Source organism: Hyphomonas beringensis (genome assembly GCF_000682755.1).
GTDB classification, from domain to species: Bacteria; Pseudomonadota; Alphaproteobacteria; order Caulobacterales; family Hyphomonadaceae; genus Hyphomonas; species Hyphomonas beringensis.
The window spans coordinates 1-16,191 of sequence record NZ_AWFF01000060.1; the positions used below are offsets into that span (position 1 = coordinate 1).

Annotated in this window: 16 protein-coding genes and 1 pseudogene; 6 read left to right on the forward strand and 11 right to left on the reverse strand. The window is 55.0% G+C overall.

From position 1 onward, the window contains the following. Positions 1 to 47: 47 nt before the first annotated feature. From HY29_RS14035 to HY29_RS14040, 3 genes are all read right to left on the reverse strand, one after another. On the reverse strand, positions 48 to 443 hold the full coding sequence (locus HY29_RS14035) for a DUF2924 domain-containing protein (protein ID WP_206741974.1): 396 nt from the start codon (positions 441 to 443) through the stop codon (positions 48 to 50). Positions 444 to 529: 86 nt separating this feature from the next. Beyond that, on the reverse strand, positions 530 to 703 hold the full coding sequence (locus tag HY29_RS18950) for a DUF3489 domain-containing protein (RefSeq protein WP_081811412.1): 174 nt from the start codon (positions 701 to 703) through the stop codon (positions 530 to 532). Between the two features lie 128 nt (positions 704 to 831). Next, the gene (locus tag HY29_RS14040) at positions 832 to 1,050 is read right to left on the reverse strand and encodes a hypothetical protein (RefSeq protein WP_034797390.1); all 219 of its coding nucleotides are present in this window, start codon (positions 1,048 to 1,050) and stop codon (positions 832 to 834) included. A gap of 227 nt (positions 1,051 to 1,277) precedes the next feature. On the opposite strand from HY29_RS14040, the gene HY29_RS14045 reads away from it, so the two are divergent. Genes HY29_RS14045 through HY29_RS14055 form a run of 3 tightly spaced genes read left to right on the forward strand, consistent with a single transcriptional unit; the run spans position 1,278 to position 7,416 of the window. Next, positions 1,278 to 3,905 (forward strand): TerB N-terminal domain-containing protein, encoded by a 2,628-nt coding sequence (locus HY29_RS14045; protein ID WP_081811413.1) that lies wholly within the window; start codon positions 1,278 to 1,280, stop codon positions 3,903 to 3,905. A 2-nt stretch (positions 3,906 to 3,907) separates the two neighbouring features. Beyond that, on the forward strand, positions 3,908 to 5,227 hold the full coding sequence (locus HY29_RS14050) for an ATP-binding protein (protein ID WP_034798044.1): 1,320 nt from the start codon (positions 3,908 to 3,910) through the stop codon (positions 5,225 to 5,227). After that, positions 5,224 to 7,416, forward strand: a complete 2,193-nt coding sequence (locus tag HY29_RS14055) for a DEAD/DEAH box helicase (protein ID WP_034798046.1) — start codon at positions 5,224 to 5,226, stop codon at positions 7,414 to 7,416. Before HY29_RS14050 ends, HY29_RS14055 begins: the two co-directional genes overlap by 4 nt. Positions 7,417 to 7,511: 95 nt before the next feature. On the opposite strand, the gene terL is transcribed toward HY29_RS14055, so the two are convergent. The 5 genes and pseudogenes from terL to HY29_RS14075 form a co-directional block, all read right to left on the reverse strand. Continuing rightward, on the reverse strand, positions 7,512 to 8,969 hold the full coding sequence (terL, locus tag HY29_RS14060) for a phage terminase large subunit (RefSeq protein ID WP_051601552.1): 1,458 nt from the start codon (positions 8,967 to 8,969) through the stop codon (positions 7,512 to 7,514). After that, positions 8,966 to 9,405: pseudogene (locus tag HY29_RS19240) on the reverse strand (DUF5681 domain-containing protein). Before HY29_RS19240 ends, terL begins: the two are co-directional and overlap by 4 nt. Further along, positions 9,383 to 10,081, reverse strand: coding sequence for a DNA-methyltransferase (locus HY29_RS19615; RefSeq protein WP_206741976.1), 699 nt, complete (start codon positions 10,079 to 10,081; stop codon positions 9,383 to 9,385). Before HY29_RS19615 ends, HY29_RS19240 begins: the two are co-directional and overlap by 23 nt. Positions 10,082 to 10,095: 14 nt before the next feature. Further along, positions 10,096 to 10,785, reverse strand: a complete 690-nt coding sequence (locus tag HY29_RS19620; RefSeq protein ID WP_206741977.1) for a ParB/Srx family N-terminal domain-containing protein — start codon at positions 10,783 to 10,785, stop codon at positions 10,096 to 10,098. Positions 10,786 to 11,040: 255 nt separating this feature from the next. Further along, complete coding sequence (locus HY29_RS14075; RefSeq protein WP_034798049.1) at positions 11,041 to 11,469, reverse strand: hypothetical protein; 429 nt, start codon at positions 11,467 to 11,469, stop codon at positions 11,041 to 11,043. Between the two features lie 108 nt (positions 11,470 to 11,577). Between HY29_RS14075 and HY29_RS14080 the strand changes: the two genes are divergently transcribed. Then, positions 11,578 to 11,796: a helix-turn-helix domain-containing protein gene (locus HY29_RS14080; RefSeq protein WP_241765215.1), complete on the forward strand. Its 219-nt coding sequence runs from the start codon at positions 11,578 to 11,580 to the stop codon at positions 11,794 to 11,796. Positions 11,797 to 11,831: 35 nt separating this feature from the next. Here HY29_RS14080 and HY29_RS14085 read toward each other — a convergent pair whose 3' ends face one another. The 3 genes from HY29_RS14085 to dcm are packed head-to-tail and all read right to left on the reverse strand — an operon-like array spanning position 11,832 to position 14,747. After that, on the reverse strand, positions 11,832 to 13,055 hold the full coding sequence (locus tag HY29_RS14085; RefSeq protein ID WP_034798051.1) for a type II restriction endonuclease: 1,224 nt from the start codon (positions 13,053 to 13,055) through the stop codon (positions 11,832 to 11,834). A gap of 14 nt (positions 13,056 to 13,069) precedes the next feature. Beyond that, on the reverse strand, positions 13,070 to 13,483 hold the full coding sequence (locus HY29_RS14090) for a very short patch repair endonuclease (RefSeq protein ID WP_241765217.1): 414 nt from the start codon (positions 13,481 to 13,483) through the stop codon (positions 13,070 to 13,072). A 31-nt stretch (positions 13,484 to 13,514) separates the two neighbouring features. Further along, positions 13,515 to 14,747 (reverse strand): DNA (cytosine-5-)-methyltransferase, encoded by a 1,233-nt coding sequence (gene dcm / locus HY29_RS14095; protein ID WP_034798055.1) that lies wholly within the window; start codon positions 14,745 to 14,747, stop codon positions 13,515 to 13,517. Between the two features lie 179 nt (positions 14,748 to 14,926). On the opposite strand from dcm, the gene HY29_RS19905 reads away from it, so the two are divergent. After that, a complete protein-coding gene (locus tag HY29_RS19905) occupies positions 14,927 to 15,337 on the forward strand; it encodes an MbcA/ParS/Xre antitoxin family protein (RefSeq protein ID WP_034798057.1) in 411 nt (136 codons plus the stop codon). Next, positions 15,331 to 16,026, forward strand: coding sequence for an RES family NAD+ phosphorylase (locus HY29_RS14105; protein ID WP_034798059.1), 696 nt, complete (start codon positions 15,331 to 15,333; stop codon positions 16,024 to 16,026). Before HY29_RS19905 ends, HY29_RS14105 begins: the two co-directional genes overlap by 7 nt. The last annotated feature ends 165 nt before the right edge of the window (positions 16,027 to 16,191 follow it).

Consider the following 16,191-nt stretch of genomic DNA (forward strand, 5'->3'; position numbering starts at 1 on the left):
CTTGCGGGTATAGATGGCGCAGCGGATTGTCCGACGTTCGGGCTTCATCATGCCGCCCCCTTCAGACCGAAGAACCGCGGGCCGGACCTTTTGGCGCCGGTTATCTCCTTTGCGATGGCAGAGAGCGATCTGTAGGTCTTGCCGCGATAGGAGAAGCCATTCCCCACGCGATCGACAACATGTGATACGCCGTTCCATTCACGGACGAGTCGGGCATCGGATTTAAGATGGACGGTAGGACTAATTGTTCCGTCTTCATCGGCGATCGACCGAAGCTGCATCCTGAGACGAAGGCCCAGGCCGCCGCGTTCTGCGGCCTGGGTTTCAAACGCGACGATCCGACAGAGCAGGGGTCTGCTCAGGCCCTTGGGAGGCGGTGCATCGAGTAGTTGCTCGTAACGACCGAACAGATCGGTGCGAGAGAGAGCCTGAAGCTCGGCCATGAGCATCATTTCTTCGCTCCGGGCATCCGGTAGCGGGATTGGCGCGAGCCTTCTGCAGGGGCGAGCTTTTCCACCTCAATCCCGGCCTACTTCAGGCGGGTGAGGGCGGCGCGAGTTGTGTGGGTCTGCCAGCCGAGCTTCGTCGAGAGGGCTTCAGCGGTCATGCCGTCAGGTTTGGCGAGAAGGCTTTTGAGCTGATCTGACTTCGAAGGCTTGTTCTTGGGTTTAGGTTTGGCGCGGTTCGATTTGCGTTTGGTCATCGGGTTTCCTTTCAGGTCTGAGGAAGCAATCAGTGCTTCCACGACCCGAAGGCCCGATGATTTGCCGGGCGTTCGAGATGTCGTCCGCGACAGGAATAGCAATGCTCGGAATAAGGCGGCAGTCCAGTCTATTCGCTCTGTGAGCGGATATATTCCCGCATGGCGGACTCGGCTTTGTCGCAGTGTGATTTTGCCTTGTCGAGAAGGCTGCCGAGGGATTGGATTTTCTGTAGGCGTTGGTCGTCCGGAAGATCAGGCAACTGAGCCTCTACGGCCTGCCCGCAGGCATCTTCAGCAGCCTCCAGAACTTTTATGATCCTGCGGCGGATTTGGTCGATTGCGTCCATGTTGGAGACGTGCGCTCAGGTCGACGCAGAAGTCCACGTTGCTGAGCTCGGAGCAGTGGAAAAAGCCTGCGTGCGGGGCCCATTCAGAGTCGATGTGTTCAGTGTGACGGAGAAGATATTCTGACAAGACATTGAATATAATGGATAACGTTGCTCAAATTTGAAGTTGTGTTTCAATGTGCAATTGTGTGAGAGGTTGGTGAAACCAATAGCCAACGAAAACTCACATGTCCTGCAACTCCTTTCGATATGCTCTGATTGTCTGCCTGACTATTGCCAATGCGTATTTGGGGCCTTCGGCCAGTTATGCACAAAGCCCGGAAGTAAAGGACGTTCAGACCTTCCTTATTGAGGAGGGATACCTGTCCGATACTGCAGATGGATTCATTGGGCCCAAAACAATGACCGCCCTTGAGGCATTTCAAGAGGATCAGAAAATTGTCGCAACAGGTGAGATAGATGCGGCCACGTTGTCAGCCATCGAGCAGGTCAGGCATCCACCTCCCCCAATAGAAGTAGAGGTCATTCCACAGCCCGTTGAGGGCGAAGGAACTAAATGGCCGGTTTGGACGCTCGCCGTTGCTGCAGGGCTTTTTCTCTTTTTTCTGTTCGGAAGAAGGAAAGGCCAACTTTCCAGGCAGCCGCAGCACAAGACCGACAATGCACGACCTTCTGAAGGCGCCTCGGGGGCTAGGCCATTAGTGGTGCAGCCTCTCCAAAGCGGCATCGATCAGGGCAGCCCGCCCAGCCCTAAGACGCCCCGTGCACCTGGCAAATCCAAGAGCCAGGCTTGGGTGGCAAGTGTTGAGGCGGCCACTGTTGGTAAGCGCAATATTGGCGGGATGGTGTATGTCGGCGCGGCGCCAAAGGTTGGCCGCTATGGCGAACCTTGTCGCGCTTATATCGACCCTTCACTTGCCGTTGGAAATAGCGGGGGTGATTTTGAGGGTAGCGGCTTACCCTACTGGCCAGGCTATTCCTCGATCACGGCTCGATCACGCGCCACCTACCTGGATTGGCTCGCTACAGGGCGCTCGGATCCGCGCTATAATGTCGGATACATGTTTTTGTACTTCTATGGTTTGGAGCGTCGCTTTTTCGTTGACGCGGCCCCCCTGGAAGAAAAACAGGAAATTCTGACCGAAGTCATCCGCCTCAAGAATGCATATGCCGAAAATTATTCTGCCAGAAATTATCTGAATCGATTTATCGATGCTGTCAGAGTGTCCTTGTCTGAAGTCACCGTATCTGGGCCCATCTTTGAAAATGATGGTTATGATTTGCCTCTGTCCCTGCGTTCGTCGTTGGGGACAAAAATTGTGCGCGATGAACCCATAAATGCAGAGTGGCTGCTCAGCTGGTTCATGTGTCACCCTGAGCGGCACCTTCGAACACCCGCCACTCGCTGTTGGGAGGAATTCAAAACTCTGTTCCGGATAAAGTTCGATCTTGCATATCCGAATGGTATGAAAATCCGGAAACCTAAACGGGTGCTAAAATCATCGTACCGCGCTGCTTCGGGCGAGTTTGAAATTGAAGTGCCGATTTTGGTAGATGGCCGATCAGTGCCAGATGTCTCCAGTCTTCGCCAACCAGTGACTGAAGCGCAAAAGCTCGCTTCGGCTTCGATGGATGAGCTTGATAAGTTCAGCCGATACCTCGGTCGGAATCCAGAAGGTCGTGGCTCCCTCGAAGCTCAGGCTCTGTTACCTCCGATGCTATGGTCACACTTCCCGTCTGCTGAACTGGACGGCCTCAAAGACTGGGCGGAAAATGCGATCGGGTCGGGCGGACTTGTCCCTGCGCTTGATCTTGTCGAGCGGCTTGAGGGTGAAAGGCCGGAGAAACTTGCGAAAAAGCACTTTACCGGATCGGCGGATGCGATGGCTCGTCTTGGGTTTGGTATCGCACCAGACCCCAGGTACGCAATAAGAAGTCCGAAGACGGAAGACTCGGTCGTTGTATTCAGGTTGCCCGAAAATATTTCTGCGCTCGAGGAAGTTTCCAGCGAGTATCGGTCGGCGCTGGCAGAAATCGCACTGGGAACATATGTTGCTCAGGCAGATGGTGAAGTTGTGCCCGCTGAACAGGCTGCACTTGAAGCGGCGGTGCAAAACGCACCTGATCTAAGTCAGTCCGAAAAAATACGCTTATCTGCAAATCTGAAATGGCTTCTGGCAGTTCCTCCCGATATGGTTTTTCTCCGCCAGCGGATGAAAGAAAGCACAGAGGCTGAGCGGCTAGCATTCCGTCGAATGGCTCTTTTCATGGCAAGTGCAGATTCAGTTATTCAGCCGGAAGAAGTTGGTGGCATCGAGAAAATCTACAAAGCTCTCGGGCTCGATGTCGATAGTGTATACGCTGATCTTAATGATGCTTCCATGTCCAACGGGCTTGTGAGAGTTCGAGAAGCTCAGGGAATCCCCTCTGGTGAGGCAATTCCGGAACAATCTCCAACCAAGGGCTCTCGCGGTGTTCAGCTCGATGTTGAGCGCATTAATGAAACGCAGCGACAAACGGCTGATGTATCCCGCCTTCTGGGGGCAATCTTTGCTGGTGACGAACCGGGACAAGACGCAACTGAAGCAGCCGAACCGCCCAGCGGCGGCCTTTTGAGTGGCCTGGACCCCAAGCTTTCAGTTTTCGTTCGCATTCTTCTGGATCGAAATCAATGGACCGAGGCCGACTACAGTGAACTTTGTCAACGTCATGAATTAATGTCGTCTGGTGCACTTGAGACAATAAATGAGTGGGCCATTGAACGCTTTGATGACTTCCTGATCGAGGAATACGAAGGTTACGAGTTGAATCCAGACGTTGCCGAACAAATACGAGAACAAATTCAGGGAGCCTGAGAATGAGTACGATCAAAAGGCGTGAGCGCGATACAATAGTCCAAGCTCTCAGGGCGGGAGTGGTGCCGAAGCTCGGTCTTCAGCACATACAGGTAGGGCGCGTCAGGGAAATTGAAGAACTTGTCAAGGACATGGAGCGCTTGGCTGACGGGGGAGCCGCTATCCGCTTTATCATTGGCGAGTATGGATCGGGTAAGACCTTCTTTCTCAACCTGATACGACTAGTGGCATTGGAGAAGGGCCTTGTCGTTATGTCGGCTGACCTTGCGCCGGATCGCCGAATTTACGCCACAGGTGGTCAAGCGAGAGGTCTCTACGCGGAAATGGCGCGAAACCTCTCAACTCGAACGAAGCCCGACGGTGGGGCGATGGCGAACATCGTTGAAAGGTTCGTAAGTCAGGCCCATCGGGATGCAGAGTTGGAGGAAAAGCAGACCGGCGAAGTCATTCGACGACGGCTTGCCCATTTTGAAGAAATGACGGGCGGGTTTGAGTTTGCGACTGTTATCAGGCGTTATTGGGAAGGACACGAGACGGGAGATGAAGACGTAAAGTCGTCTGCGCTAAGATGGCTTCGCGGCGAGTTTGCGACCCGAACTGATGCGAGAGCCGCGCTTGGTGTCCGCACTATTATCGACGACCAGAATGTCTATGATCAGTTGAAGCTAATGTCCGCCTTTGTATGTTCTGCCGGCTACAAAGGACTGTTGATTTCACTCGATGAAATGGTGAACCTGTTTAAGCTCACCTCTTCGAAAGCTAGGAATGCGAACTACGAGCAAATCCTTCGCATTTTAAATGACGTACTACAGGGAAGCGCGGAAAACTTGGGCTTCCTCTTTGGTGGCACCCCCGAATTCCTCATGAATACGCGCCGTGGCCTTTATAGCTACGAAGCGCTGCAATCTCGATTGAGTGAGAACAGCTTTGCAAGAGACGGGCTCGTTGACCTTTCTGGGCCGGTTATTCGCCTTGCCAATTTAACTCCGGAAGATTTGTTCGTCCTGCTCAGTAACATTCGTGCCGTTGTGCAAGATGCTAACAATATGTTGCCGGATGAGGCGCTGCACGCCTTCATGACGCACTGCTCGCAGCGAATTGGTGAAGCCTACTTCCGCACTCCTCGGAACACTGTGACCGCATTTGTGAACATGCTGTCGGTGCTCGAACAAAACCCTGGGACCAATTGGTTTGACTTGATTGAAGAATTGGAAGTTCAGCCGGACGGAGGTGACGATCTCAGCGACATCTCCGATGATCCAGTCGGCAGCGCAGAAACGCCCAAGGCGGATGGGGATGAGCTTTCCAGCTTCAAACTTTGATGACTGCCTTTGACAAACTAGCAAGACCTGTCCAGAAATGGATTAGAAATAAGGGCTGGCGAGAACTGCGCGATATTCAGGCTCGCTCAACCGAAATCGTTCTGGGATCGAACAAAGACCTTATTGTCTCTGCATCTACGGCAGGCGGAAAAACGGAAGCGGCATTTCTGCCACTCATTTCGCAGGTGCTCGATGGAGATATGGGGGCTTCCCAAGGTTTTAGTATCGTCTACATCGGTCCATTGAAGGCTCTGATCAATGACCAGACCCGGCGCCTTCAAGACATCTGCACAGAAACTGAAATTCAGATAACGCCTTGGCATGGGGACATATCGTCTTCCATCAAGGCCAAAGCGGAAAAGAGCCCCAGCGGCATTCTACTAGTAACTCCGGAATCTCTTGAGGCTCTCTTCATACACAAAGGAGCCTCAATTCCGCATCTTTTCGGAGGTGCGAAGGCAATCGTCATAGATGAATTGCACACGTTCCTGGACACAGAACGTGGCGTCCATTTGAGGTCTCTAATGGCGCGTTTGGAATTAGCCATTTCTAGACCAATCCGGAGAATTGGCCTTTCAGCGACATTGGGCAATATCAATCTCGCTCGCGGCTATCTACGACCGAATGCGCCAGCAGATGTTGAAACTGTTGTCGCTGAAGGCGGTGATTCTGAACTATTATTGCAGTTGCGCGGCTACCTTGCTTCGGGGGACAATGAGGAAGATGCGGCGGACGCTTCGATAGCATCGCATTTGTTTGAGAGTCTTCGTGGTTCTAACAACCTGATCTTTGCTGGCTCGCGTGGGCGAGTAGAAGAGTTTGCAGATCGTTTGCGAACTTTATGCGAGGAGTCTCATCTTCCGCAGGAGTTCTATCCTCACCACGCAAGCCTGTCCAAAGAGCATCGTGAATTCGTGGAGCATAGGCTCAAAGACGAAACGTTGCCTACCAGCGCTGTTTGCACATCAACCTTGGAACTCGGCATAGATATTGGCGATGTGGTGTGTGTGGCCCAAATCGGCCCGCCGTTTACCGTTGCGGCGCTGCGACAACGTCTGGGCCGATCAGGACGCCGTGAAGGGCAGCCAGCCACTCTCCGGCAGTATGCAATAGAAGCAGCAGTAGATGCTGATTCCCATTTTTCAGACCGCTTGAGATTAGGTCTGGTACGCAGCATAGCGATGATTGAATTGCTGCTTCAGGGGTGGTGCGAAGCTCCGCGTCCAGAGGCTCTTCAGCTCTCCACATTGGTTCACCAGATACTGTCGATCATTGCTGAGAGAGGTGGTGCCAGCGCTAAACGTCTATACATGACCCTCTGCGAAAAAGGTCCGTTTTCGGCTGTTGATCCCAAGACATTTGTTGCGGTGCTTCGCCAACTCGGAAGTCCGGAAACTGCAATAATCGAACAAATCGATGATGGTTTTTTGCTGCTTGGTCGTACCGGGGAAAAGCTTGTTCAGCATTATAGCTTCTACGCCGTTTTCAACACGCCTGAAGAATACCGCATTATTCATGATGGCAAGCAGCTTGGAACACTTCCGGTAAATCAGATTCTGGCCCCAAAGCTGACGCTAATTTTCTCGGGTCGAAGATGGGAAATCATCGAGGTTGATGACCTGGACAAAGCGATCATGGTCAAACCGGCTCGGGCCGGACGGCCCCCAATCTTCGGTGGGGATGCAGGTAATATTGATGACCAGGTGATCGAAGAGATGCGACAGGTCTATGAGTGCGACACTGTTCCGAGATATCTCGATCAAAGAGCTATCCAACTACTGTCCGAGGCGCGATCTAGCTTCAGAAATCTTGGATTTCAGACCAAGCAGATTGTCCCGCTTGGCGAAAGTCGCACAGCATTGGCGGTTTGGTGCGGCAGTGTGAAAGCCGGGACGTTGGCACTCGCATTGAGGTCCGAGGGCTTCAAGGTTGAGCAATACGACGGTTTTCTTGAGGTGGATGGCAAAGACGTAGACTTCTCTGTATCTGATTCCTTGAGCCGAATATCTAATGGAGATGTTCGTGATCTTTTTTCTGACACAACGAATTTGATGTTTGAGAAGTTTCACCCGTATCTGAGCGCTGAATTGCTTCAGCTCGATGCTTTGTCTTCGCGTCTCGACTGCGATGCGCTGCCTGAAATTGCAGACACACTGAACAGTGGGAGTGAGTCTGAATCCGGGTTATGAGGACGCGTCAGTTGGGCTGACCCAGCGCCTTGGTTCGTTCTATGACGGCTTGGGACGCAGGTGTCGTGCTTGCATTCTCATCCGATCGCTTGCAATTAGCGTCGTTTAATGTCCCTGCGGCGTGACATCTGCTGCCGCCCGGTCCGTGGATCCCGGGCATTGAGGTTTCGCCCACGCGGGCTGCTCATGAACTTCAATGCCTGTGTGAGGGCATCGACGACGTCATCATTCCTGGCGTTCGGAAACCCAAGAAGCTCCTGACGGAAGGAGGCCAGCCAGTGTGCTTCGGCCGGCACCTTGATAAGTCCTTCCGACAATCGCTGTGTCTGCGCACGCAACCGCTCTTCCTTTGTGTCTTTCGGTGTCGACAATGCAAATATTTCCCTCATTTTCGACTGGTTGCGGAGTTCCTGAAAGAGAGGCTTCCCTGAGGCGGCGTTCTCGATCAGCACGCGGTCAGGTACCCATCTGGAGATCAGGTGCCGCGCATCGCTGACGAGATCCGGAAAGTCCCTTTGCCGACGGTACATGTCGAGCAGATACCAGTTGTCGTTGAGATAGCCGAATGTCAGGCAGACGCTGAAATCGCTGTTCGAAGCTGCAGAGAACCCCGTATCCCAGCTCTGAACTATGTACTGGAAGCGGTTTCGCTCCGGAGCCACATCGTACTGCCCGAGCCATTCCCATCTGACGGCGTTTGCGCCTGGAAGGACCGGATCCTGCAGGTATTGGGCGTTGAAGGCGGCCGGACCCATTTCGGACCTGATGTTTTCCAGTGTCTCCCTGGGCTCCCGTTGCGGCATGAGCAGATCGCCAACAGAACGGTGATGCACCTCTCCGAACCCGAGGTCGAAGGTGCCAGCTTCCCGCGCGATTGCTGGCAGATCTATATGCCGGTATCCACCCTGATTAATCAGAATGCCGGGAATGTCGTCTTCATGCACGCGTTGCTGCAGAACAATGATGGCACCTGTCTCCTTGTCATTCAGACGTGAGACGAGCGTTTCCCGGAAGAATGTGCTGGCGGTTTCACGGTCGGTTGCTGATACTGTATCACTTGCCCGATTGAGATCATCGACAATGAGGATATCGGCCCCTCGGCCTGTGGCCGAACTGCCGCGGGAGACTGCGACCCGGGTTCCACCTCTTGTGGTTGCGACTTCATCACTGCGGTCTACGCGGGGATTGATACGCATCTGTGAATACAGTCTGCGGTACCAATGGGCTTCGATAATCTGACGAAAGTGCCTCGAATGTTCATTGGTCAGGGCCTGACTGTGGCTGGCAACCATGATCCTGGTCTCCGGTGCACGAGCGAGAACCCAGGCCGGGAATGCGATCGTTCCGCAGATGGATTTCAAGTGGCGAGGAGGAACTGTAATCAGCAATCTCTTTGTGCGGCCAGAATATACATCCTCAAGTGCAATGCTGATTGCCCGGACATGCCAGTTTGGTATGAACTCGCCTCCGGGGTTAAGTTCCAGAAAGACCCTGTGTACGAAATGGAAAAGCGACTGGCGCTGTAACGCGCAGATCAGGTCTGCGTCAGTCATGCGGGATCTCCGGAAGGGAGGATTCCAAGTGTTCTGGCTGTCTCAAGGATCGCGCGATCATGTGCATCGATTTCATCAACCGTCGGCAATTGTGCGCCGGAGCTTTCTTTTTCAGCCGAAACGTCCGCTTTCAGCTGAAGCAACTTGTTGACGGCGTTCGGCTTGCCAATCATGGCATCGTTTATAAGGCGTTCACTAAACACTTCCCGACGGGTGGCTGTTTTGCGCTGCCCATTCTGCGTGTAGGCCACGCGTTCATTGAGCTTGTCCGTGATGATGGTCGCATGCTGTGTGAACCTTTTGGGCGTCCCTTTGGGTTGCCGCTCTGACCTTTCCTGAACTGATGCTCTTTGGGTGGCTTGCCATATCCGACCTCAAAGGTTTTTCCGGGCCGGGGTGATCGTTCGCGTTGCCTAACACTCATCTGCGCCTCCATCGTTCATGAGGCGTGCCGCGCGCGGACGGAAGCGGACAGGAGACGCTGGCTCCGCGTCTTCCCGTTCGGCGCGCACTTCTTCAAATGTCTGGCCCGTGGCAGCGAGATGTATGTCGAGACCGGTGTTTTCACGAACCCGCTCGATTGTGGCATCCACATAAAGCGGGTCGAGCTCGATCAGGCGGGCGATGCGGTTGGTGCGCTCGGCGGCGAGCAGAGTCGATCCGACCCCGCCAAACATGTCGAGCACGATGTCGCCGTGATGCGTCACATCGAGGATGGCATCTGCAATAAGGGCGACCGGTTTTACGGTCGGGTGGAGGGCGAGATCGCGATGGCTGTCACTGCCCGGCGTATTGGCACCGGCATAGTCCCAGACATTGGTCCGGTTGCGACCATGTTTTCCGAGCTGGACATTATTGGTGTGCCCTGCACCCGGAACCCGGAATACCCACACGAGTTCATGTTTGGAGCGATAGAGCGATCCCATCGCGCCGTTGGTTTTGTTCCAGACGCAGAGATTGAGGGTTTCAAGTCCGGCGGCGTCTGCTGCACGTTTGAGGACGTCGATTGATCGCCAGTCCATGCAGGCAAACAGAACCGCGCCTTTGGCGGCATGTGTGGCTGCATTTTCCAGCGAGCTTCGCAACAGGGCGCTGAACAGTTCAGGAGACATTTCTCCCGAAGCCATCACGAATTCACGATGCTTGTGGCGGCCAAGGCCACCCATGTGGCCGGCAACGGGCACATTGTAAGGAGATCCGTGAAGACCGCTTTGACCTGATCCTCGCTGAGAAGGGCGGTATAGGCCAGGGCATCCCGCGCATCTCCGCAGTGGAGACGGTGCAGCCCGATCACCCAGGTGTCTCCGGCGCGGGTGACCGGCTCCCGGTCCGGGCTTAGAGCCTGGATGTCATCGGCCGGATCGGTTTCTGTGCCGGGAGGCACAAGGACCATATCGATTTGGGGTGTCTCAAAGCCCGTGATCGTAATGTCCAGCTCAAGGGCAATCAGATCCCCGAACTCCTGTTGCAGGTCCGGGAGGTTCCATTCTGCCTCTTCGGCAAGCCGGTTGTCCGCAATGCGGTAGAGGCGGATTTCCTCATCGCTGAGGTGCTCGACGCGGAGCACCAGGGCTGTGATCAGGCCAAGCTCTTTTGCTGCCTGTATCCGGGCAACGCCGGCAATGACGTTGTTGTGCTGGTCGATCAGGATCGGGCTGACAAATCCGAATGTGTCGAGGCTTCTGGCAATCTTCCGGATCTGTGATTTTGCGTGCCTTCGGAGCTGACGCCTCGGAATGTTCAGGTCACCAATTGGCACATGTGTCAGAGACGACGTGTTCGGTCTCAATTGTTCTGCGGAATGGAATTCCGACATGGGACTCTCCTGGGTGGAGGTTCCCGGAGTTCGGATGGGTACAGACAGGCGTTCGCCCACAGCCATCGTCCACTCTCATGGAGCCTCTGGAGCTGTGGGTGCCGCGACTTGTAGCGAATCCCATGTATGAATTTGCGTCCGGCTTCTGATCAGCCATGCAGGGCTCACATAGCCATTCTGCAGGATTTGTCCAGATCAGGAGTGAAATCCCTGTGACACGTATCCATGGATTACGGTTGGCAGGCCTGTGCTTCGCTATTTGTTGCAAAGTTCAAGCGCCATCTGGATGAAGAGCGCGCTGTTGCCTGCATAGGCGCCGAACTGGTCCCGTCCCATCAGCTCTCTGCTATCCCGATAGCCAGCAGCACCTATTGCCGTACCATTTAGTCCATACGTCGTGCCGCCGAGTTTAATCAGAACGATCGGGCGCCGCACATTTTTGAAAGTGCGATTGTAGCAGCGCAGTCGCCCGCTTTCGTACGCTGGCCATGGCCATGCGTCCGGATAGTCCTTTGCGAAGACGGTCCCTTTTGGAACTTTCTTGGTCGAGGCCGTGCGGGCATCTGTATCGGTTGACTGCGAATTTTCGTTCTGAGGTGCGGCTTCGGCTGCGGGCGCCAGAATCGGGTCGATCAGGCTAAATGCCACGAGCAGAGCAGCGGCGAGGGATCTATGAATTCGCATGGAAACTCCTTTTGCATTCGATGAGTCTCATTACTGCTCAGGTTCCCGCAGAGTTTAAGTCAAAAAGAGACTCATAGACTGTAGATCAATCGGCAGCATCGGCGTCGCTTGGGCACCATCAATGTCGGCAAGCGATTTGGTAAAAGGCTGAAGGCTCTCAGGGCAGAGCGGGGCTGGTCTCAGGAAGAGTTTGCAGACCGCGCAGGGCTACACAGAACCTATGTGTCGGCTGTGGAACGTGCTGTCCGGAATCCGACGCTGCCCATTCTTGCAAAAATGGCAAAGGGGTTCGGGATGTCTTTAGTGGAGTTGATGGAGTCCGTCTGAGTCAGGTGGTTGGTGCCGGGCAGAATGAGCAAGGCTCACGTTTTGACCAGATCCAGAAAATCGCCCACACCCAGAAGCCATTCCTGTTGTGATGCCTGGAACGTGCAATGCAATGGCGTTGGCAGAACCAGTTGCAAGTTCTGCGCCCGCATCTCATTCGTCTGCGCGGCCGAGATCGCCGGCTGAAGCGTCAGCAGGTGCTTCGGACTGATCCGGTCCGCTTCGGCCAACACCTGGCGCCAGCGATCTTTCAGGGTCGTCTTGACCGCTAGCATATGAAGCTGCGCTGCCGGAAAATCCGCCTTCTGATACTCTGCCTCTCCCGGGAACAGAAAATCCGCCGCATTCCGCTTCTCAGTCGTCGCTTCCCGCGTATAGCGGATCTTATGAGCTTTCAGAATGGCTTCGACATGATGCCCGAACGCAAACCCGGCCCGTGATTTCCGCCGGTTCTGCACGCTGAGTGAAAAAGACAGAAACCCATCCACGTCTGCGCCGTCATCATTGACGAAGCCGGACTTCAGGCGCTTCGCCACAATTTCCCGTTCCAGCCTCCGGAACAGGGCTTCTTCATGCTCCATCCAGGCAAGCAGCGTATCATCCGGCGCGCCGACCGGATCGCACCCCTGCAGGGAGGCGCGTGCAAAATCTGAGAACACCGCAGTCGTCGGAAACTTCAGCCCGAACGTCTCGACCAGTCGGTCGAACGCATCGGGTTCCGGTTCCTCCGGCTCAATCCCGAGTTCATCCAGAATGAACCGGGCCGCCAGTGACAGAGATGTCGCCGTGCCCGCGTCAAGCAGCTTTGTGTCCGAGGAGCGGACCTGCAGGTCGAGGCCGAACAACCAGAGCAGCTGCTGTGCGATGGTCGAGCCGGCCGGGGAGAGCAGGACGAGAAGCGAGCCGTCTTTCTTCTGCGCGATGACGAGCAGGTCGCCGGCTTTCGCCCGGTGAACAACCGGCTCGCTGTCGGTCGCATAATAGAGATGATACTCCGGGCTACGGTCCGGATTATCCCGCCGCACATCGCTCCAGGTACAGAAGGCGTCGATGCGGGGAGCTTCCGTACCTTCGGTGTCATCAAGCCAGATGAAAGTCGCCGGGAAGGTCTTCTTGTCGGCGGGGGTTCCGAGAAAGGACCGGAAGCTTCCTACCCCCTGAAACTCGTGCTGGTTTGAGATGAGCTTATTGACCTCAACCTCGGTGAGGTGTTTGGCGCCGGCACCATGGAAGAGGTCGGCAAGGGATCCGAACTTCACGTCTTAGTATCCTGTCAGCTGCCACGAAGGGTCAGCATCTTTTCACCTGATACGATCCAGTCCGCAACCCTTGTGAGAAGTTCGCCCGGTTCCATTCGGCCCGGGCCCTTCAGGGCGCACTCCCAGATGACGACACGTCGCCAGCCAGCTTCATCGATGGCCGCATAGTTACGTCTGTCCCGCGCCACATTAGCGCCGATCTTCTCTTTCCAGAATTCCTGCCTTGTGCCTGGCCACTTGAAGAGGTTGCAGTCATGGCCGTGCCAGAAGCAACCATTGACGAAAATCACGGCGTGGTATTTCGGCAGGACCAGATCAGGCCGCCCGGGGAGCTTGCGATCGTGCAGACGGTAGCGGAACCCGCGCGCATGCAGACCTTTGCGAATGATCAGCTCAGGCTTTGTGTCCTTACCCTTAATCGCCGCCATATTTCGGCTGCGGGTCGCCCGATCATGGACATCAGGCATAGCGCAGGAGCGGGATGTCTTCTGTCGGGGCGAGATGCTGCAGGATGTGCGGACGCATGATGCGGGCAACTTCCCGGAACACCGGCACGGCAACAGAGTTGCCGAACTGCTTATAGGCCTGGGTGTCGGAGACCGGGATGCGGAACGTGTCCGGATACCCCATCAGGCGGGCGCATTCTCTGGGTGTCAGGCGTCGCGGGTTCTTGCGTGCGCCGCGGCTGATAAGGATTTCCGAACCATCCTTATAATAACGGGCTGACAGGGTCCGGCAGGTGTCGTCCGGACCAACAAGCCCGTAGCCGAACCCGTTTCCGGCGGCTTTGTGTTTGGCGGCATAGTCGCGGAGATATTTCCAGAGGTGAGAGGTCAGCGTGTATTTGTCGCTGACCGTCGCCATTGGTCCGTCTGTATAGTGTGGTTCTGCCGCTTCAGAGCCATCCTCGGGGTGCAGGATGCTGTTCATCTTCACTTCGCCCAATGGCGGCAGGTTGAGATCATCCCAGCGGAAGCCGGTCTCTTTCCGGAAGCCCACCATCACAATCCGCTCCCGGTGCTGGGGAAGGAAGTGTTTGGCATTGATGATGCGGGTGTGGAGCTGGTAGCCGAGTTCGTCTTCCAGTGTCCGGCGGATCACTTCGAAGGTGCGGCCCTTGTCGTGGCTCTTCAGATTCTTGACGTTCTCGAGCAGGAAGGCGGCTGGCTGATGAGCCTTAATGATCCGGGCGACATCGAAGAAGAGCGTGCCTTGGGTTTCATCAAGGAAGCCGTGGGAGCGGCCAAGGGCATTCTTTTTGGAAACACCGGCAATTGAGAAAGGCTGGCACGGAAAGCCTGCCAGCAGGACGTCGTGTGAGGGAATGTCCTTCACATCTATCTTTGTGATGTCGCCCTCGATCGGCCGGTTGTCCCGGTAATTAGCCTGGTAGGTCAGCTGAGCGTACTTGTCCCACTCACTGGTGAACACGCAGCGGCCACCGATTTCGTCGAAGGCGGTACGCAGGCCGCCTATGCCGGCGAAGAGGTCAATGAAGGTGAAGGTCTCCGGGGCAGGGGAAGCCTGCACCTCCCGGGCCCGGGCTTCTATCCATTTCAGAACAAAAGCCTTTGGCTTCACCTCACCGGATTCCCAGCGGAATACCGTCCTCTCCGAATAGCCAAGCTCCCTTGCCAGCTGTTCGACCGTCAGACCGGCCTGACATCGGAGAATGGTGAATTCGCTGGCCATGGGAATCTCGCTTTATGAGGGAATATGTATGACAGCTTGTCAGCATTTATCCCGCCGGTCAACGGTATGTTCTGGTTTTGTTTGCGTAAAGCTGGGGAATTCAGGAAAAGGATGCTTTTTGATCTTCATGTTTGCCAAATGGCATAAAGGGTACTATATTTCGCCATAAGGAGAATGAAATGCTGCAGGAAATTCCACGTACAATGGCCTCTCCGGAGGATCCTCAGATTACTGCGCCAGAAGCTGAAGCAATGGCACGGGCCGTTATACGACTTTTCAGTAAGTGGAGGATATCCGATTCTGAGGCCCGGGAAATCCTGGGTGGGCTCGCCGCCCGGACCTATGCCCGCTGGAAAGCAGGTGAGCTGGGGCGCATTGACCGGGATCTGGCTACCCGGTTGTCTTTGCTCATGGGTATACACAAAGGGCTCCGATATCTGTTTTCTGAGCCCGAGCGGGGATATGTCTGGATCAGAAAACCCAATCGTGCTTTTGGAGGCCATACGCCTTTGGAGATAATGTCTGAGGGAGGGGTATTCTCTCTTGCAAGGGTACGATCCTATCTGGATGCGGCCCGGAGCGGATGGTGAGTGATCGGATCAGTGCGGTTCGGGTAAACTGGCCACATGCCTACCGGATCATCCGTTCTGTACACCCTCCTATCGATCTGTTCGAAGACATTGCTGATCCTCAGGACTGGGAAGCGCTGGCATCGGCAGAGTCAAAAACCAATCCTCGGATACAGGAACAGATCGGCAGACTGGATCTTGTGCCACCGGAGCGACGGGTTGGTGGTCCGGGGGCAAGTTACCTGATGGCGCCGTTTGTCCATGTCAGTACCGACCGTCCGGGACGGTTCACTGACGGTAATTACGGAATATACAGCGCCGGAGACTGCGAGGAGGTCGCAATCCGGGAGGTTGCGTATCACCATGGTACAGTTATGATGGACAGCGGAGAGCAGGCAGGCTGGACCTCTCAGTTCCGTGTTCTGATTAACAGCATGGATCTTGATCTGTGCGATGTCCGGCCATTCACAGAGTATCATCACGCTGATAACTACGATCCGTCACAGAAACTGGGCAGGCAGTTAAGGGAAGCAGGCAGGAATGGCATTTTGTACCAGAGTGTAAGATGCCCGGAAGGGGAATGTGTGGGGATCTTCTGGCCCGACCTCCTGACGGTGCCTGTTCAGGGTGATCATTTTGACTACCACTGGGACGGAAGCCGGGTCGATAAGGTGCGAAACTGTAGGACCGGTGACATTTTTGGCCTGTAGATGAAGCGGCTGGCGTTTCGCAGATGGAACCGGTGTAAGCAGGACCATAATTTCAGATTATGCTCCCGATGTTACTTCCTAATCCGGGAACTGTGGGGCATTCGCCGCTGCTGACGATATCACTTGCAATCCGATGAGTGTACCGACGGTTCGAATGTGGCTTTC